The following is a 19,929-nucleotide window of genomic DNA, read 5'->3' as shown; positions in this document are numbered from 1 at the left end:
TAATGTATTTAATAGAACCTGAACATTAAATAAGAATTTTACACGAACTTTCGTATTTCTTTTTAGAAAAATGTTCGGAAATAGGGTTGAAATCTAAAAAACGAAATGATATATTACGAATGTAAATTAAATACGTCGTCGTATAATGTCGGGGATAAGGCCCGTGAGTTTCTACCAAGTTACCGTAAATAACTTGACTACGATTTAGGTTTATACATAAACGTATAAACACTAATTTGTTTCACACACTAATTGTGATGAAATATATCGTAGACATGCGACTAGTAGAGTAGTCAGCGTGTCTTTTTTGTTTTCGATATTGAAGACGACCATATGGAGGATTTTTTGATAATGAAAAAATATTTCATGTTCGATGAATTAGGAACTAATTATCGCCGCGAAATAATAGGCGGTATTACAACCTTCCTTGCAATGGCATATATTCTAGCTGTTAACCCAGGTATTCTAGAAAATGCAGGGATGGATAAAGGTGCTGTTTTCGTAGCTACAGCATTAGCAGCAGCAGTCGGTTCTTTGATTATGGGGATTTTCGCTAAGTTCCCGATTTCACTTGCTCCTGGGATGGGGTTAAATGCATTCTTTGCATTTACTGTAGTCGGAGCATACGGTATTCCGTGGCAAACTGGTTTAACAGGTGTGTTCTTCTCAGGGATTATCTTTATTATTTTATCTTTAACTGGTATCCGCGAAACTGTTATTAATGCTATTCCAGTACAACTTAAATATGCAGTTTCTGCAGGTATTGGTTTATTTATCACTTTTGTTGGTTTACAAGGAGCAGGGATCATTGTTGATAGCCCAGCTACTTTAGTCACTTTAGGAAGTTTCACAGGCGCTACATTATTAGCGGTATTCGGAATTATTCTTTCGGTTATTCTTATTATTAAATTGCGCAGTATCGGTATTTTCTTAGGAATGGTGATTACTGCAGTTATTGGGATGATCACAGGTATCATTGATCCTCCAACAGCCGTTGTATCAGCTATTCCAAGTGTAGATTCTACATTCATGGTAGCACTAGAACCACTTGGTGACTTCGGTACATTATTTAACGTGAAGTTTTTAGTAGTAGTGTTAACATTCTTGTTTGTTGATTTCTTTGACACAGCAGGTACTTTAATGGCTGTAGCGACACAAGCAGGTTTAGTAAAAGATAATAAATTACCGCGTGCAGGACGTGCCTTAATGGCAGATGCACTAGCAACAACTATCGGTTCTTTATTTGGTACGTCAACAACAACAGCGTACGTAGAGTCAACTTCTGGAGTTGCTGCAGGCGCTCGTTCAGGATTTTCAGCAGTTGTAACAGCAGTACTGTTCTTAGTTGCATTATTCTTCTCACCATTACTAGCGGTAGTAACACCAGCAGTTACTGCTCCAGCTTTAGTCATCGTAGGGGTACTAATGGTATCGTCCTTACGTTTAATTGATTGGGACAAATTCGAAATAGCAGTACCTGCATTCTTTACAGTGTTAATGATGCCACTTGGTTATTCAATTGCTACTGGTATTGCAATTGGTTTTGTATTCTACCCAATTACAATGTTATTAGCAGGTCGTAAAAAAGAAATTCATCCAATGATGTATGGTCTTTTCTTTGTTTTCCTTGCATACTTCATTTGGGTACGTTAGTTAAACAGACACCTTTAATTGTTAGTAAGTTGCTAACAATTAGAGGTGTTTTTTATTGAGTTGATCCAAAATAAAAGAAGTTATTATTTTTTACATTTATATAGAAGAAACTCAGTTTTAAATAATGCGAATAGTTTTACTTTAATGAAACACTTGCAAACTTAAATTTGTGATGATATATTTAAACACGTTGTTACGAAATAAACGAACAACTTAAAAAATAGTAACATAAACAGTTGACAGCGAGTTAACATTATGTTAAATTATAAAAAGTTACTTAGTGTAACTAGTAAATGAACCTTGAAAACTGAACAAGCAAAACGTAATCAATAAAGTTTTAAGTAGCTAGTTTTACTAGTGAACGAAACACAATTTTGGACATCAAACATGATGCCAGCAAAACAATTTGAGCTAATCAAATTTCTTTTATGGAGAGTTTGATCCTGGCTCAGGACGAACGCTGGCGGCGTGCCTAATACATGCAAGTCGAGCGAACAGAAAAGGAGCTTGCTCCTTTGACGTTAGCGGCGGACGGGTGAGTAACACGTGGGCAACCTACCCTATAGTTTGGGATAACTCCGGGAAACCGGGGCTAATACCGAATAATCTCTCTTGCTTCATGGCGAGAGACTGAAAGACGGTTTCGGCTGTCGCTATAGGATGGGCCCGCGGCGCATTAGCTAGTTGGTGAGGTAACGGCTCACCAAGGCGACGATGCGTAGCCGACCTGAGAGGGTGATCGGCCACACTGGGACTGAGACACGGCCCAGACTCCTACGGGAGGCAGCAGTAGGGAATCTTCCACAATGGGCGAAAGCCTGATGGAGCAACGCCGCGTGAGTGAAGAAGGTTTTCGGATCGTAAAACTCTGTTGTAAGGGAAGAACAAGTACAGTAGTAACTGGCTGTACCTTGACGGTACCTTATTAGAAAGCCACGGCTAACTACGTGCCAGCAGCCGCGGTAATACGTAGGTGGCAAGCGTTGTCCGGAATTATTGGGCGTAAAGCGCGCGCAGGCGGTCCTTTAAGTCTGATGTGAAAGCCCACGGCTCAACCGTGGAGGGTCATTGGAAACTGGGGGACTTGAGTGCAGAAGAGGAAAGTGGAATTCCAAGTGTAGCGGTGAAATGCGTAGAGATTTGGAGGAACACCAGTGGCGAAGGCGACTTTCTGGTCTGTAACTGACGCTGAGGCGCGAAAGCGTGGGGAGCAAACAGGATTAGATACCCTGGTAGTCCACGCCGTAAACGATGAGTGCTAAGTGTTAGGGGTTTCCGCCCCTTAGTGCTGCAGCTAACGCATTAAGCACTCCGCCTGGGGAGTACGGTCGCAAGACTGAAACTCAAAGGAATTGACGGGGGCCCGCACAAGCGGTGGAGCATGTGGTTTAATTCGAAGCAACGCGAAGAACCTTACCAGGTCTTGACATCCCGTTGACCACTGTAGAGATATAGTTTCCCCTTCGGGGGCAACGGTGACAGGTGGTGCATGGTTGTCGTCAGCTCGTGTCGTGAGATGTTGGGTTAAGTCCCGCAACGAGCGCAACCCTTGATCTTAGTTGCCATCATTTAGTTGGGCACTCTAAGGTGACTGCCGGTGACAAACCGGAGGAAGGTGGGGATGACGTCAAATCATCATGCCCCTTATGACCTGGGCTACACACGTGCTACAATGGACGATACAAACGGTTGCCAACTCGCGAGAGGGAGCTAATCCGATAAAGTCGTTCTCAGTTCGGATTGTAGGCTGCAACTCGCCTACATGAAGCCGGAATCGCTAGTAATCGCGGATCAGCATGCCGCGGTGAATACGTTCCCGGGCCTTGTACACACCGCCCGTCACACCACGAGAGTTTGTAACACCCGAAGTCGGTGAGGTAACCTTTTGGAGCCAGCCGCCGAAGGTGGGATAGATGATTGGGGTGAAGTCGTAACAAGGTAGCCGTATCGGAAGGTGCGGCTGGATCACCTCCTTTCTAAGGATTATTTCGGAATACAAACCTTGGGTTTGTACGATTACGTTTTGCGTTCAGTTTTGAAGGTTCATTCTATCTGAATGAAACACTTCAAAACTTGTTCTTTGAAAACTGGATAAAACGACATTGAAATTGTAACAAACACATTTATTTTTTAAGTTTTTTTATAGGCTTAATAACTTGGTTAAGTTATTAAGGGCGCACGGCGAATGCCTTGGCACTAGGAGCCGAAGAAGGACGGCACTAACACCGATATGCTTCGGGGAGCTGTAAGTGAGCTTTGATCCGGAGATTTCCGAATGGGGGAACCCACTACGTTTAATCGCGTAGTATCTTGACGTGAATACATAGCGTCTTGAAGGCAGACCCAGGGAACTGAAACATCTAAGTACCTGGAGGAAGAGAAAGAAAAATCGATTCCCTGAGTAGCGGCGAGCGAAACGGGAAGAGCCCAAACCAAGAGGCTTGCCTCTTGGGGTTGTAGGACACTCAATACGGAGTTACAAAAGAGCGAGTTAGATGAAGCGACTTGGAAAGGTCCGCCAGAGCAGGTAAAAGCCCTGTAGTCGAAAGTTCGTTCTCTCCTGAGTGGATCCTGAGTACGGCGGAACACGTGAAATTCCGTCGGAATCCGGGAGGACCATCTCCCAAGGCTAAATACTACCTAGTGACCGATAGTGAACCAGTACCGTGAGGGAAAGGTGAAAAGCACCCCGGAAGGGGAGTGAAAGAGATCCTGAAACCGTGTGCCTACAAGTAGTTAGAGCCCGTTAATGGGTGATAGCGTGCCTTTTGTAGAATGAACCGGCGAGTTACGATTACGTGCAAGGTTAAGCTTTAGAAGGCGGAGCCGCAGCGAAAGCGAGTCTGAATAGGGCGAAGTAGTACGTGGTCGTAGACCCGAAACCAGGTGATCTACCCATGTCCAGGGTGAAGGTGAGGTAACACTTACTGGAGGCCCGAACCCACGCACGTTGAAAAGTGCGGGGATGAGGTGTGGGTAGCGGAGAAATTCCAATCGAACTTGGAGATAGCTGGTTCTCTCCGAAATAGCTTTAGGGCTAGCCTCGTGATGAGAATACTGGAGGTAGAGCACTGTTTGGACTAGGGGGCCATCCCGGTTTACCGAATTCAGACAAACTCCGAATGCCAGATATTTATACACGGGAGTCAGACTGCGAGTGATAAGATCCGTAGTCAAAAGGGAAACAGCCCAGACCACCAGCTAAGGTCCCAAAGTAATCGTTAAGTGGAAAAGGATGTGGCGTTGCACAGACAACCAGGATGTTGGCTTAGAAGCAGCCATCATTTAAAGAGTGCGTAATAGCTCACTGGTCGAGTGACGCTGCGCCGAAAATGTATCGGGGCTAAACGATTCACCGAAGCTGTGGATTGACATCTACGATGTCAGTGGTAGGAGAGCGTTCTAAGTGCGTTGAAGTCAGACCGGAAGGACTGGTGGAGCGCTTAGAAGTGAGAATGCCGGTATGAGTAGCGAAAGACGGGTGAGAATCCCGTCCACCGTATGACTAAGGTTTCCTGAGGAAGGCTCGTCCGCTCAGGGTTAGTCGGGACCTAAGCCGAGGCCGATAGGCGTAGGCGATGGACAACAGGTTGATATTCCTGTACCACCTCCTCACCGTTTGAGAAATGGGGGGACGCAGTAGGATAGGGTAAGCGCGCCGTTGGTTGTGCGCGTCCAAGCAGTAAGGCGTGTGTGTAGGCAAATCCGCACACTGTAACGTTGAGCTGTGATGGCGAGTCCGTATGGACGAAGTTCCTGATTTCACACTGCCAAGAAAAGCCTCTATCGAGGTGAGAGGTGCCCGTACCGCAAACCGACACAGGTAGTCGAGGAGAGAATCCTAAGGTGTGCGAGAGAACTCTCGTTAAGGAACTCGGCAAAATGACCCCGTAACTTCGGGAGAAGGGGTGCTCTTGAGCGTGCAAGCGCATGAGAGCCGCAGTGAATAGGCCCAGGCGACTGTTTAGCAAAAACACAGGTCTCTGCAAAACCGTAAGGTGACGTATAGGGGCTGACGCCTGCCCGGTGCTGGAAGGTTAAGAGGAGTGGTTAGCGCAAGCGAAGCTGCGAATTGAAGCCCCAGTAAACGGCGGCCGTAACTATAACGGTCCTAAGGTAGCGAAATTCCTTGTCGGGTAAGTTCCGACCCGCACGAAAGGCGTAACGATCTGGGCACTGTCTCAACGAGAGACTCGGTGAAATTATAGTACCTGTGAAGATGCAGGTTACCCGCGACAGGACGGAAAGACCCCGTGGAGCTTTACTGTAGCCTGATATTGAATTTTGGTACAACTTGTACAGGATAGGTAGGAGCCAGAGATCTCGGAGCGCCAGCTTCGAAGGAGGCGTCGGTGGGATACTACCCTGGTTGTATTGAAATTCTAACCCATGCCCCTTAGCGGGGCAGGAGACAGTGTCAGGCGGACAGTTTGACTGGGGCGGTCGCCTCCTAAAAGGTAACGGAGGCGCCCAAAGGTTCCCTCAGAATGGTTGGAAATCATTCGTAGAGTGTAAAGGCACAAGGGAGCTTGACTGCGAGACCTACAAGTCGAGCAGGGTCGAAAGACGGGCTTAGTGATCCGGTGGTTCCGCATGGAAGGGCCATCGCTCAACGGATAAAAGCTACCCCGGGGATAACAGGCTTATCTCCCCCAAGAGTCCACATCGACGGGGAGGTTTGGCACCTCGATGTCGGCTCATCGCATCCTGGGGCTGTAGTCGGTCCCAAGGGTTGGGCTGTTCGCCCATTAAAGCGGTACGCGAGCTGGGTTCAGAACGTCGTGAGACAGTTCGGTCCCTATCCGTCGTGGGCGTAGGAAATTTGAGAGGAGCTGTCCTTAGTACGAGAGGACCGGGATGGACACACCGCTGGTGTACCAGTTGTCTTGCCAAAGGCATCGCTGGGTAGCTATGTGTGGACGGGATAAGTGCTGAAAGCATCTAAGCATGAAGCCCCCTCAAGATGAGATTTCCCATTACGCAAGTAAGTAAGATCCCTCAAAGACGATGAGGTAGATAGGTTCGAGGTGGAAGTGTGGTGACACATGGAGCTGACGAATACTAATCGATCGAGGACTTAACCAAAAAAAGTTTAAAACATTCAATGCACCGTTTATCCAGTTTTGAAAGAACAAATCTTTCAATAAAAAAGAGAGCTTCAAGACACAAGTAGTACAAGGAAGCAAACGAGTGATTGAAGGAGCGTACGTTTGTACGTGACTGATTGAACGAGAGCAGCTGACGCAGTAATACGCCGTGTATTGGAGGTCGAATAAGTCTAGTGATGATGGCAAAGAGGTCACACCCGTTCCCATACCGAACACGGAAGTTAAGCTCTTTAGCGCCGATGGTAGTTGGGGGCTTCCCCCTGTGAGAGTAGGACGTCGCTAGGCAATTATAAAGTCATGGATCTATTCCATGGCTTTTTTTTATTTTGTCAACTATTCATAAAATGCTATAATATATTTAATATTTTCAAGTGGATTTAAAGGGAAATTCTTTCACCTAGATACATTCTGGATTTAATAATGGAGGAATCAAAATGAGGCAGAACATTTTTTCTGCGATTTCGATCTCAAGTCTACTACTTATATTCTTTATGTTTGGCTATGATTCAACCAAATGGTATGGAAACCTTTTTACATTTCTCTATCGTGTAAATATGTTTATGCCGTTTATTTTAGGTGGTTTAGGCATCACCAGTGCCCTATTTGGCATCAAAGGATATCGTATGGTTCTTGTTGTCCTTCATTTGTTCCTACTGCTATTATTTTTTTGTATCTATTTAAAGGCATTTTATGTTCCATGAGCATTCATCAAAACTGCGGAGAGGAATCTGCAGTTTTTTCTAATTATTTAAGTTCTTACATACTTCTATAAGCAACAAAAGGTATAATAAATTACAAATTGATTGTGAATGAATATGTACAATGGAAAGGAAGAACAAGTTGGGAAAAAAGCAAATTTGGTATGAGGTACAGGAAAACGAGTCAATCGAGGATTGTTTGGCAAGAATGCGGAAAGATGGCTTTATGGTCATAGGACGAAAAGAAGAGCCACTTTTTCATATCGTAGATGGTGAGCCAGCTTATCTGCGCCAAAAAATTCAGTTTAAAGGTATACCTGCTCAAGATATCGAATGATTTTGACTAAAAACCGAACAATTTTTTTAACCTAATAAAAAATGTTCGCATTTTTGGATTGACGATAAGACAATCCCTTGTTAAAATGTGAGAAGGAAAAACAAATAGATCCCACATATATGCTAGAGGATTGGCTCTAGTGTCTCTACCCGGCACCGTAAATGCTGGACTATGCGGGAAAGCACTTTTGGCGTATGGTGAGAAGGTCTTTGTACAGCTATGTACTATGTACATGGAGACGACCTTGTCCGAATAATCCTCAAGTAAACTGCTTTCACGTGTACCGGTAGAGAGTAGTTTATTTGGGGATTTTCTTTGTAAATAAGAATTGCAGTAGCTATTCAAATAGAGGCTAGCACAATAAATAATTGATCATTTTTCTATCGTTTAAAAGGAGCGACAATTTATGAATCCGAAAATCGGTGTCATTATGGGTAGTTCAAGTGACTGGGAAACAATGAAACATGCATGTGATATTTTAGATGAATTACAAGTACCGTACGAAAAGAAAGTTGTATCTGCACATCGTACACCTGATTTAATGTTTGAATATGCAGAGGCAGCTCGCGAGCGAGGAATACAAGTAATTATTGCTGGAGCAGGCGGTGCCGCACATTTACCAGGAATGGTAGCAGCTAAAACAACACTACCTGTCATCGGTGTACCTGTTCAATCACGTGCACTTAATGGACTTGATTCACTATTATCCATCGTTCAAATGCCTGGTGGCGTGCCTGTAGCAACTGTAGCGATTGGCAAAGCAGGAGCGACGAATGCAGGTTTACTTGCAGCTCAAATTTTGTCAATAACAGATGCCGAGCTTGCTAATAAATTAGATGCTAGACGTGAAGAAACAAAGCAGCAAGTTTTAGAAAGTACAGGTGACTTAGTGTGACGAAGATTATTTATCCTGGACAAACGATAGGCATTATCGGCGGAGGACAACTTGGTCGAATGATGGCACTTGCTGCAAAGGAGTCTGGTTTTAAAGTGGCTGTTCTTGAACCAGCAATGGACTCACCTTGTGGGCAGGTAGCAGATATTCGCATTGTAGCTCCATATGATGATGAAGCTGCTTTAGAAGAACTTGCAGAAGTAAGTGATATTATCACATATGAATTTGAAAATATTGATTATGAAGGCTTAAAGCGTTTATCACAAATGGCTTATGTTCCTCAAGGAGCAGAGTTGGTACGTATTACACAAAACCGTATAACAGAGAAAGAAGCTATTGTGAAAGCTGGTTGCCCAGTAGCACCATATATTGTTGCAAAAACTTATGAAGAATTAGTAGCCAATATTGATTCGATTGGTTATCCTTGTATAGTCAAAACAGCAAGAGGTGGTTATGATGGCAAGGGACAGCAGCTTTTAAAATCAACTGAAGATTTGCCTTTAGCGAAAGAATTATTCACGCATTCGCAATGTATTGCAGAAGGATTTGTTCCTTTCGTAAAGGAAGTATCGGTCATTGTTCAAAGAAATGGTCATGGTGAATCGTATTGCCAGCCAGTTGGAGAGAACATTCATGTTCATCATATTCTTCACGAGACAATAGTACCTGCTCGCATAACTGAAAGCACAGCTCAAGCTGCAGAACGAGAAGCTTTGAAAATTGCAGATTATTTACATTTAGTAGGAACGCTAGCGGTAGAAATGTTTGTATTAGAAGATGGTAGTATTGTTATCAATGAATTAGCACCAAGACCTCATAATTCTGGTCACTATTCAATTGAAGCATGTAATGTTTCACAATTCCATCAGCATATTCGTGCTGTTTGTGGATGGCCGTTACGTAAGCCACAACTATGGGCACCGTCCATTATGGTCAATGTATTAGGGCAGCATGTCGTGCCACTCAGTAACTCAATTGCTAAATATCCTGAATGGTCCATACATCTTTATGGGAAAGCTGAAGCTAAGGTCAACCGTAAAATGGGCCATGTGACGATTATGACAAAAGACTTAGAAGCTACACTACAACAAATCGAGAGTTCTGGCATTTGGTCAGAATAGAAGGAGATACGCGATGATTGAACGTTACACAAGACCCGAAATGGGCGCAATTTGGACAGAACAAAATAAATACCAAGCTTGGCTAGAGGTTGAAATTTTAGCTTGTGAAGCATGGGCAGAGTTAGGGGATATCCCAAAAGAGGATGTTGCTAAAATTCGCGAAAATGCTTCATTTGATGTGAATCGTATATTAGAAATTGAACAAGAAACTCGTCATGACGTTGTAGCCTTTACTCGTGCTGTTTCTGAAACACTTGGAGAGGAACGCAAATGGGTACATTATGGTTTAACTTCTACTGACGTAGTAGATACAGCACTTTCTTATTTAATCAAACAAGCAAATGATATTTTACGAAAAGATATCGTAAATTTCATTGATATTATTGCTGCTAAGGCAAAAGAACATAAACATACAGTTATGATGGGACGCACACATGGTGTTCATGCTGAACCAACAACTTTCGGTTTGAAACTTGGTTTATGGTATGAAGAAATGAAGCGTAACCTTGAACGTTTTGAAGCAGCTGCCAAAGTAATTGAAACAGGAAAAATGTCCGGTGCTGTTGGAACATATGCCAATATTGATCCTCGTGTTGAGCAATATGTTTGCGATAAATTAGGTCTTGCAGCATCACCGATTTCAACACAAACTTTACAGCGTGACCGCCATGCTCAGTATTTAGGTGCATTAGCTTTAATTGCTACTTCAATTGAAAAATTCGCAACAGAAATTCGTGGACTACAGAAATCTGAAACACGTGAAGTGGAAGAAGCTTTTGCAAAAGGTCAAAAAGGATCATCTGCAATGCCACATAAACGCAATCCAATCGGTTCTGAAAACATGGTTGGTATGTCTCGTTTAATGCGAGGTTATATGGTGACTGCTTATGAAAATGTAGCTTTATGGCATGAGCGTGATATTTCACATTCATCTGCAGAGCGTGTTATTTTACCGGATGCAACAATTACTCTGAACTATATGCTAAATCGCTTCGGTAATATTGTGAAAAACTTAACAGTATTCCCTGAGAACATGAAACGTAATATGGATCGTACATTTGGTCTTATTTATTCTCAACGCATCTTACTAGCATTGATTGATAAAGGACTAGTACGTGAAGAAGCTTATGATACAGTACAACCTTTAGCAATGCAGGCTTGGGACGAGCAAGTTCAGTTCCGTACATTAGTCGATGCAAGTGAAAAAATCACATCTTATTTAACAAAAGAAGAGTTGGATGATTGTTTTGATTACAACTACCACTTACAGCATGTTGATATGATTTTTGAACGACTAGGACTTAACTAATATTTATTTAGCCATCTACTAATAAATGTTAGAGCCACCAGTAAAAAGTTTCAGAGTTGAATCGTAGAGATACGGTTCAATTCTGAACATTATTACAAGCGTATCTCATAATATCAGGGGGAAAACGAAATGACTAAAGGTCAACTTTTGTATGAAGGTAAAGCAAAAAAATTGTTCACAACAGAGGAGCCAAATGTGCTACTTGTTGAGTACAAGGATAGTGCAACAGCATTCAATGGTGAAAAGAAAGAGGAAATTGAAGGTAAGGGCATTTTAAATAATCGCATTACTTCATTAATTTTCGAAAAATTACAAGCTAACGGAATTGCGTCACATTTCGTAAAACAATTATCCGATACACAACAACTTGTAAAAAAAGTAGAAATTATTCCGATTGAGGTAGTTGTTCGTAATATTGCTGCTGGAAGTTTAGCAAAGCGTCTGGGTCTTGAAGAGGGGACATCTTTAAAACGGCCAATCGTTGAATTTTATTATAAAGATGATAATTTAGGCGACCCACTTATTACAACAGAACATATTGATGTTCTTGAACTTGCCACACCAACTGAAGTAACAGCTATTTATGATGGTGCATTAGCCGTTAACAAAGTGCTACAGCCGATCTTTGCAGATGTCAATGTGACATTGATTGATTTTAAATTAGAGTTTGGCCGTGATATGGATGGTCATGTATTATTGGCAGATGAAATTTCACCAGATACATGCCGACTTTGGGATGCAACAACGAAGCAAAAGTTAGACAAAGATGTTTTTCGTCGTGACCTTGGTAATTTAACTGAAGTTTATACTATTATACTTTCTAGACTCGGAGGCAAATAACAATGAAAAAAGTAAAAATCTATGTAACATTACGTGAGAGTATTCTTGATCCTCAAGGCTCTGCAGTACAAGGTTCTTTAGCTAAGATGGGCTACGGTGAAGTAGAAGATTTACGTATCGGTAAATATCTTGAACTATCAATTAAAGATACAGAACGTGACATTGATACTCTAGTAAAAGAAATGTGTGAAAAGGTTTTAACGAACGTTGTAATTGAAGACTACCGTTACGAAGTCGAGGAGGCTATTTAATCATGAAATTCGCAGTACTCGTATTCCCTGGGTCAAACTGTGACATCGATATGTATCATGCGATTAAAGACGAGCTAGGTGAAGAAGTAGAATATGTATGGCATACAGCAACAGATCTAAGTGGTTTTGATGGTGTATTAGTACCTGGAGGATTCTCCTATGGGGATTATCTTCGTTGTGGTGCAATGGCTAATCAATCTAACATTATGACAGAAGTTAAGAAGGCAGCAGATGCTGGTAAACCTGTATTAGGTGTATGTAATGGCTTCCAAATCCTAACGGAAGCAGGTTTATTGCCAGGAGCTTTATTGCGCAATAAAAACTTAAAATTTATGTGCCGTACAGTGCAGCTTAAAGTTGAAAACAACAATACATTATTCACAAATCAATATGAGCAAGGTCAAATCATCAATATTCCAATCGCACATGGTGAAGGTAACTACTACTGTGACGAGGAAACTTTACAATCACTAAAAGATAATAATCAAATCGTATTCACATACTCAGGTGACAATCCAAACGGTTCTTTAGAAGATATCGCAGGGATTATAAACGAGCGCGGCAATGTATTAGGGATGATGCCACACCCAGAGCGAGCTGTTGATGCACTGGTGGGCGGCGCAGACGGTCTAGCAGTATTTAAATCAATCGTGAAGCAGTGGAGGGAAAATCATGTCAACAACTAAGTTTGAGCCAACAGCACAGCAGATTAAAGATGAGAAGCTATACGCTGGAATGGGGATGTCAGACGAAGAATTTGCAATGGTAGAAGGTATTTTAGGACGTCTACCTAACTGGACAGAGACAGGTCTTTTCTCAGTAATGTGGTCTGAACACTGCTCGTACAAAAATTCAAAGCCAGTACTACGTAAATTCCCTACTAAAGGGCCACAGGTACTACAAGGACCAGGTGAAGGTGCAGGTATTGTTGATATTGGTGACGAACAAGCAGTAGTGTTTAAAATGGAATCACATAACCATCCATCTGCAATAGAACCTTATCAAGGGGCTGCAACGGGTGTGGGTGGTATTATCCGTGACGTTTTCTCAATGGGTGCACGTCCAATCGCTATGTTAAACTCATTACGCTTTGGTGAATTAAAGTCAGCACGTGGTAAATATCTATTTGAAGAAGTAGTAGCGGGAATCGCAGGATATGGTAACTGTATCGGAATCCCAACAGTAGGTGGCGAAATTCAATTTGATCCTTGTTATGAAGGTAATCCTCTTGTGAATGCTATGTGTGTCGGTTTAATTGATCATAAGGATATTCAACGAGGCATTGCAGCTGGTGTAGGTAATACAGTGATGTATGTTGGAGCGAAAACAGGCCGTGATGGTATTCATGGTGCAACATTCGCCTCTGAGGAATTAACTGAGGAATCAGAAAACCAACGTCCAGCAGTACAAGTTGGAGATCCATTTATGGAGAAGCTTTTACTTGAAGCTTGTTTAGAGGTTGTAAAATCGGATGCTCTAGTTGGTATTCAAGATATGGGTGCAGCTGGTCTTACGTCTTCTTCAGCAGAAATGGCTTCTAAGGCTGGTTCTGGTGTAGAAATGAACTTAGACTTAGTGCCTCAGCGTGAAACAGGAATGTCAGCGTATGAAATGATGTTGTCTGAGTCTCAAGAACGTATGCTTTTAGTGGTGAAAAAAGGTCGCGAAGATGAAATTAAAGCGATTTTCGATAAATACGATTTAGATGCAGTAGCGATTGGTCGCGTTACAGATGATAAAATGCTTCGTCTGCTACACAAAGGACAAGTAGTGGCAGAGGTACCTGCAGACGCATTAGCAGAAGATGCACCTGTTTATCATAAACCATCTGCAGAACCTGCATACTATGCTCAGTTCCAAGCAATCGAAAATACTGAACCTGCTGTGACAGATTACAAAGAAACACTTAATGCTTTATTAAAAGCACCGACAATTGCTTCTAAAGAATGGGTATACGATCAATATGATTATCAGGTACGTACATCAACAGTTGTTAAACCAGGCTCTGACGCTGCCGTTATTCGAGTACGTGGCACAAATAAAGGGTTGGCAATGACAACAGACTGTAACTCACGTTATATCTATTTAGATCCAGAAGTGGGTGGTGCTATCGCAGTAGCCGAAGCAGCTCGTAATATCGTGGCAACTGGTGGTACGCCACTTGCGATTACAGATTGCTTAAACTTCGGTAATCCAGAGAAACCAGAAATCTTCTGGCAAATTGAAAAATCTGCGGATGGTATTTCGGCAGCTTGTACGGCATTAAATGCTCCAGTAATCGGAGGTAACGTTTCTCTTTATAATGAACGTTCAGGTGAAGCGGTGTATCCAACACCGACAATTGGTATGGTTGGTCTTATTGAAGACTTAGCACATGTAACGACACAGGATGTAAAGGCAGCAGGAGATCTTGTCTTTGTCATTGGTGAGACGAAAACAGAATTTGGCGGTTCAGAGCTTCAAAAACTTTTAAATAATGGTGTTATTTCAGGGAAAGCGCCAGCTATTGATTTAGAGGTTGAAGCGACACGTCAGCAAGCTTTATTAAAGGCGATTAAAGCAGGCCTTGTTCAATCTGCGCATGATGTAGCAGAGGGTGGTCTAGCTGTGGCGATTGCTGAAACAACATTTGGCGCTAACGGTCTTGGTGTGGATGTAACATTAACAGGCTCTGCAACAACTGCGCTATTCAGTGAGAGTCAATCTCGTTTTGTTGTCACAGTTAAAGAAGAAAATGCTGCAGCATTTGTAGAAATCATGAAAGATGCTCAAAGAATTGGTGTCGTAACAAACGATGCACTTGTGAAAATCAACGGGGACAAAGGTGTGCTTGTAGAAGGTACAGTGGAGGAATTCCGTTCTAATTGGAAAGGAGCAATCCCATGCTTGCTGAACTCAGAGGCTTAAACGAAGAATGTGGGGTGTTTGGTATTTGGGGTAACCCAAATCCAGCACACCTTAGCTATTACGGGCTTCATGCTCTTCAACACCGTGGACAAGAAGGCGCTGGAATTGTCGTTTCAGACGGACAGCATCTTCGCGCGGTGAAAGGCGAAGGACTAGTTAATGATGTTTTCAACGAAGATAAATTAAAAGCAGTGAACGGCAAAGCAGCTATTGCGCATGTTCGTTATACGACTGCTGGTGGTGGCGGTATCGAAAATGTACAGCCATTATTATTCCACTCCTCAACTGGTAGCCTTTCTATTGCCCATAACGGTAACTTAGTCAATGCGACACATTTAAAGCAATATTTAGAGCGACAAGGTAGCATTTTCCACTCTAGCTCTGATACAGAAGTGTTGGCGCATCTTATTAAGAAAAGTTCGCATTCACCATTCCGTGCGAAGGTGAAAAATGCCCTATCTCTTTTAAAGGGTGCCTATTCTTTCTTAATTATGACAAAGGATGAAATGCTTGTTGCACGTGATCCACATGGTTTACGTCCACTATCTCTTGGAAAGCTAGGAGATGGCTGGGTGGTTGCTTCTGAAACTTGTGCATTCGATTTAATTGGTGCAGAATTTGTTCGTTCGGTAGAACCAGGTGAATTAATCATTATTAATGATGAGGGCGTAAAATCAGATCGTTTTGCTGATATGGATAAACGTTCGATGTGTGCGATGGAATATGTTTATTTAGCACGTCCTGATTCGGATATTGATGGTATTAACGTTCATATGGCAAGAAAACGTATGGGTAAACAGCTTGCTCGTGAGTGTGCGCATATTGAGGCAGATGTTGTAACAGGTGTTCCTGATTCAAGTATTTCCGCAGCGATTGGTTTTGCAGAAGAAAGTGGAATTCCTTATGAATTAGGTCTTATTAAAAATCGTTATGTTGGTCGTACGTTTATTCAGCCGACACAAGAGTTACGTGAACGTGGTGTGAAAATGAAACTTTCACCTGTAGTTCAAGTCGTAAAAGGAAAAAAAGTAGTAATGGTAGATGATTCTATCGTTCGTGGTACAACATCTCGTCGCATTGTCAAAATGCTTAAAGATGCTGGCGCAGCGGAAGTTCATGTTGTGATTTCATCACCACCGATGACAAACCCTTGTTATTATGGCATTGATACATCAACGCATGAAGAACTGATTGCTTCTAGTCATAATGTAGATGAAATTCGTGAAGCAATTGGAGCAGATTCTCTAACATTCCTTTCTGTTGAGGGGATGGTAGAAACAATTGCACGACCATACGAAGATGAAAACCGAGGACTTTGCCTTGCATGCTTTACAGGCAAATATCCAACAGAGATTTTCCCAGATACGATTTTGCCACATGAAAAAGAATTATTACGTTAAGAACAACATCGCAACAAATTAGTGTCTTACAGTCATTTCTATCTAGGAAACTTAGGCGACTTGGATGATAAGGAGGAACTCTGCGTGTCAAAGGCATATGAACAAGCAGGTGTAAATATTGAAGCGGGCTATGAAGCCGTAAAACGAATGAAGTCTCATGTTGAACGTACGAACCGTCTAGGTGTAATGGGGACATTTGGTGGTTTTGGTGGCATGTTTGACTTGTCAGAACTGAATCTTAAAGAACCTGTTCTTATTTCAGGGACAGATGGTGTTGGAACAAAGCTAAAGCTAGCCTTCATGGTAGACAAACACGATACAATCGGAGTGGACTGTGTAGCAATGTGTGTAAATGATATTGTTGCCCAAGGAGCAGAACCACTGTACTTTTTAGATTACGTAGCTCTTGGAAAAGCAGAGCCAGCAAAAATCGAACAAATTGTCAAAGGTGTTGCAGATGGCTGTGTGCAATCAGGTGCGGCCCTAATAGGTGGCGAAACTGCGGAAATGCCTGGACTTTATGAAGAAGATGAATATGATCTAGCTGGCTTTGCGGTAGGCGCTTGTGAAAAGTCTGCTATCGTAACAGGTGAAGAAATTGTAGAAGGCGATGTACTTATTGGGATTGCATCAAGTGGTGTACATTCAAACGGTTATTCTTTAGTGCGTAAAATTGTCTTTGCAGATCATCAATATGCTGTGGATGCTATTGTAGAAGGCTATGAAGATCTAGGCCCAATCGGTGAGGCGCTTCTAGTGCCAACAAAGCTATATGCTAAACCTGTGCTAGCAGCTTTAAAGGCAGCAGATATACATGGCTGTGCACATGTTACAGGTGGCGGTTTCTATGAAAATCTACCACGCATGATGCCAGAGGGACTAGCAACGGAAATCGACTTAGGTTCTTGGCCTGTATTACGTATCTTTGAATTCCTAAAAGATAAAGGTCAGCTAGAAGATAAAGATTTATATAATGTGTTTAACATGGGTATTGGCTTTGTAATAGCTGTGCCAGAAACTGAAGCTGATAAAGTAATCGCTGCAGTTGAAGCAAATGGTGAAAAGGCTTATACAATCGGACGTGTTATTAAAGGTGACGGAGTAGTATTTAATGGCTCACATGATGGGAGTTTAGTGTAATGACTGCACCAACAAAAATAGCCGTGTTCGCGTCAGGTAGCGGTAGCAATTTTCAAGCCATTCAAGAGGCCATTGAACGTGGTGAACTCCATGCAAAGGTCGCACTTGTGGTCACAGATAAGCCTGGAGCATTTGTAGTAACGCGTGCTGAAAACTTTGGGATTCCAGTGTTAGCATTGAATCCAAAAGAGTTTGTCTCGAAGACAGCTTATGAGACAGCTATTATCGAAGCTTTGCATGAGTGCGATGTGAAATGGATTGTGCTTGCTGGGTATATGCGATTAATCAGTGACGTATTATTAGCAGCCTTTCCACAGCGAATAGTTAATATTCACCCGTCCCTATTGCCTGCCTTTCCTGGAAAGGACGCTATTGGACAAGCCATTAATCATGGTGTGAAAATAACAGGTGTAACTGTGCATTTTGTTGATGAAGGAATGGATACTGGACCAATTATCGCTCAGGCAGCGGTACCTGTCATTGAAGGAAATCGCGAGGCAACAGAAGCTGAAATTCATAAACAAGAGCATTTATTATATACAAAGGCATTAAAGCAATTATTACAGTAACTGAAGAGGGAGTTAGGTCGAGAATCCTACTCAACAAGTAAGACCTAACTCTATTAATCTATTGAAGCAAGTCAGTTCGTGGACAGCACGATAAAAATTAGGAGGATATTGTTGTGACAAAACGTGCATTAATCAGTGTTTCCAATAAAGATGGTATTTTAGAATTTGCAAAGGAATTAGTAGCATTAGGTTATGAAATTTTATCAACTGGCGGTACAAAAAAAATGTTACAGGATAATGCGGTAGCTGTAACAGCAGTAGATGAAGTAACGAAGTTTCCTGAAATTTTAGATGGTCGTGTGAAAACTTTAAATCCAATGATTCACGGTGGTCTATTAGGAAAGTTTGATGATGTCTCTCATCAAGCACAGATGAATGAGCATGGAATTGAACCAATTGAAATTGTTTGTGTTAATCTCTATCCGTTTGTTGAAACAATTTCAAAGCCTAATGTAACTTGGGATGATGCAATTGAAAACATTGATATCGGTGGTCCAACAATGTTACGTTCTGCTGCAAAAAACCATCAATATGTAACAGTAATCGTGGACAGCAATGACTATGCAACAGTATTAGAGGAACTTAAAGCGGACGGTGCTACAACAATTGAAACACGTCGTAAACTAGCTGCGAAAGTTTTCCGTCACACAGCCGCTTATGATTCTTATATTTCAAACTATCTGACTGAAGAAGAGTTCCCAGAGAGCTTAACGATGACATATGAATTAAAGCAAAATTTACGCTATGGCGAAAACCCTCACCAAAAAGCGGCCTTCTACCAAAAGCGTCTTGGCTCTGACTTTTCATTAGCTTATGCTACACAATTACATGGTAAAGAGTTATCTTACAATAATATTCAAGATGGTAATGCAGCATTGCAAATTGTAAAAGAATTTGAAATGCCAGCTGCTGTAGCCGTGAAACATATGAATCCATGTGGTGTTGGCACAGGTGTCACGTTAGAGGCAGCATTCGATAAAGCATATGAGGCAGATCCAACATCTATTTTTGGCGGTATTATCGCATTAAATATGGAAGTGGACGCAGCAACTGCTGAGAAGCTAAGTCATATTTTCCTAGAAATTATTATTGCACCTGCTTTCTCACAAGAAGCATTAGATATTTTAACGAAAAAGAAAAATATTCGCTTACTAACAATTCCTTTCGAGCAAGCGAAACAAGATTCATTCAATGTAGTATCAGTTGAGGGTGGGCTTCTTGTACAGGAGCCAGATCGTTATGGCTTTGGCAATGCGGATATTAAAGTGGTGACAGATCGCGAACCAACAGAGCAAGAATGGGAAGCATTGCAACTTGGTTGGTCTGTTGTCAAACATGTGAAATCCAATGCGATTGTTGTAACAGATTCTCAAATGACTCTTGGGGTTGGCGCAGGGCAAATGAATCGTGTAGGTGCAGCTAAAATTGCCTTTGAACAAGCTGGAGAAAAAGCGAAAGGTGCTGCATTAGCATCAGATGCATTTTTCCCAATGAGCGATACTGTGGAGGCGGCAGCAGCTGCAGGAATTACAGCAATTATTCAACCAGGTGGTTCCATTAAAGATCAAGATTCCATTGATAAAGCAAATGAATACGGCATTGCGATGGTATTCACAGGTGTACGTCATTTTAAACATTAATTGTTGAATTATATAGAAATGAAAACAGACCGAGATGTTGGTTCATCTCGGTCTTACTTAC

The 19,929-nt window shown here is 42.1% G+C and carries 14 protein-coding genes, 3 rRNA genes and 2 riboswitches; all 17 genes read left to right on the top strand.

The features are described from left to right. The first annotated feature begins 118 nt into the window (after positions 1–118). Positions 119–220, top strand: a riboswitch (purine riboswitch). A 131-nt stretch (positions 221–351) separates the two neighbouring features. The 17 genes from NP781_RS19505 (at position 352) to purH (ending at position 19,868) form a co-directional block, all read left to right on the top strand. Next, complete coding sequence (locus tag NP781_RS19505; RefSeq protein ID WP_004230532.1) at positions 352–1,653, top strand: NCS2 family permease; 1,302 nt, start codon at positions 352–354, stop codon at positions 1,651–1,653. Positions 1,654–2,078: 425 nt separating this feature from the next. Further along, a 16S ribosomal RNA gene (locus NP781_RS19500) occupies positions 2,079–3,629 on the top strand. Positions 3,630–3,811: 182 nt separating this feature from the next. Next, a 23S ribosomal RNA gene (locus tag NP781_RS19495) occupies positions 3,812–6,738 on the top strand. 192 nt (positions 6,739–6,930) lie between these two features. Continuing rightward, positions 6,931–7,046: ribosomal RNA gene (gene rrf, locus NP781_RS19490) — 5S ribosomal RNA — on the top strand. Together the 16S, 23S and 5S rRNA genes form the textbook arrangement of a ribosomal RNA operon. 149 nt (positions 7,047–7,195) lie before the next feature. Continuing rightward, on the top strand, positions 7,196–7,462 hold the full coding sequence (locus tag NP781_RS19485) for a hypothetical protein (protein WP_221682771.1): 267 nt from the start codon (positions 7,196–7,198) through the stop codon (positions 7,460–7,462). A 139-nt stretch (positions 7,463–7,601) separates the two neighbouring features. Then, positions 7,602–7,796 (top strand): NETI motif-containing protein, encoded by a 195-nt coding sequence (locus tag NP781_RS19480; RefSeq protein WP_036076850.1) that lies wholly within the window; start codon positions 7,602–7,604, stop codon positions 7,794–7,796. A 93-nt stretch (positions 7,797–7,889) separates the two neighbouring features. Next, positions 7,890–7,988, top strand: a riboswitch (purine riboswitch). Positions 7,989–8,202: 214 nt separating this feature from the next. Continuing rightward, complete coding sequence (gene purE / locus NP781_RS19475) at positions 8,203–8,691, top strand: 5-(carboxyamino)imidazole ribonucleotide mutase (RefSeq protein ID WP_221682772.1); 489 nt, start codon at positions 8,203–8,205, stop codon at positions 8,689–8,691. Next, positions 8,688–9,812 carry a 5-(carboxyamino)imidazole ribonucleotide synthase gene (gene purK, locus NP781_RS19470; RefSeq protein ID WP_004225748.1) on the top strand — a complete coding sequence of 375 codons (1,125 nt, stop codon included), beginning with the start codon at positions 8,688–8,690 and terminating at the stop codon, positions 9,810–9,812. The genes purE and purK overlap by 4 nt, the downstream gene beginning before the upstream one ends. Before the next feature lie 13 nt (positions 9,813–9,825). Beyond that, positions 9,826–11,121 carry an adenylosuccinate lyase gene (gene purB / locus NP781_RS19465; RefSeq protein ID WP_016992384.1) on the top strand — a complete coding sequence of 432 codons (1,296 nt, stop codon included), beginning with the start codon at positions 9,826–9,828 and terminating at the stop codon, positions 11,119–11,121. 129 nt (positions 11,122–11,250) lie between these two features. Beyond that, on the top strand, positions 11,251–11,961 hold the full coding sequence (gene purC, locus NP781_RS19460; protein ID WP_257520627.1) for a phosphoribosylaminoimidazolesuccinocarboxamide synthase: 711 nt from the start codon (positions 11,251–11,253) through the stop codon (positions 11,959–11,961). A gap of 2 nt (positions 11,962–11,963) precedes the next feature. Continuing rightward, on the top strand, positions 11,964–12,212 hold the full coding sequence (gene purS / locus NP781_RS19455; protein ID WP_016992383.1) for a phosphoribosylformylglycinamidine synthase subunit PurS: 249 nt from the start codon (positions 11,964–11,966) through the stop codon (positions 12,210–12,212). Positions 12,213–12,214: 2 nt separating this feature from the next. Continuing rightward, positions 12,215–12,898, top strand: coding sequence for a phosphoribosylformylglycinamidine synthase subunit PurQ (gene purQ / locus NP781_RS19450; RefSeq protein WP_048394895.1), 684 nt, complete (start codon positions 12,215–12,217; stop codon positions 12,896–12,898). Continuing rightward, a complete protein-coding gene (gene purL, locus NP781_RS19445) occupies positions 12,885–15,119 on the top strand; it encodes a phosphoribosylformylglycinamidine synthase subunit PurL (RefSeq protein WP_221682774.1) in 2,235 nt (744 codons plus the stop codon). The genes purQ and purL overlap by 14 nt, the downstream gene beginning before the upstream one ends. Next, complete coding sequence (purF, locus tag NP781_RS19440) at positions 15,095–16,519, top strand: amidophosphoribosyltransferase (protein ID WP_004225733.1); 1,425 nt, start codon at positions 15,095–15,097, stop codon at positions 16,517–16,519. The genes purL and purF overlap by 25 nt, the downstream gene beginning before the upstream one ends. 84 nt (positions 16,520–16,603) lie before the next feature. Next, the gene (gene purM / locus NP781_RS19435) at positions 16,604–17,659 is read left to right on the top strand and encodes a phosphoribosylformylglycinamidine cyclo-ligase (RefSeq protein ID WP_257520626.1); all 1,056 of its coding nucleotides are present in this window, start codon (positions 16,604–16,606) and stop codon (positions 17,657–17,659) included. Then, positions 17,659–18,228 carry a phosphoribosylglycinamide formyltransferase gene (purN, locus tag NP781_RS19430; protein ID WP_221682776.1) on the top strand — a complete coding sequence of 190 codons (570 nt, stop codon included), beginning with the start codon at positions 17,659–17,661 and terminating at the stop codon, positions 18,226–18,228. The genes purM and purN overlap by 1 nt, the downstream gene beginning before the upstream one ends. Before the next feature lie 113 nt (positions 18,229–18,341). Beyond that, complete coding sequence (gene purH / locus NP781_RS19425) at positions 18,342–19,868, top strand: bifunctional phosphoribosylaminoimidazolecarboxamide formyltransferase/IMP cyclohydrolase (protein ID WP_066038207.1); 1,527 nt, start codon at positions 18,342–18,344, stop codon at positions 19,866–19,868. Positions 19,869–19,929: the final 61 nt, after the last annotated feature.

It is taken from the genome of Lysinibacillus sp. FN11 (genome assembly GCF_024628845.1).
GTDB classification, from domain to species: Bacteria; Bacillota; Bacilli; order Bacillales_A; family Planococcaceae; genus Lysinibacillus; species Lysinibacillus capsici.
Note: the sequence above shows the minus strand (reverse complement) of the source record. Positions and strands in the feature narration are given on the sequence as shown.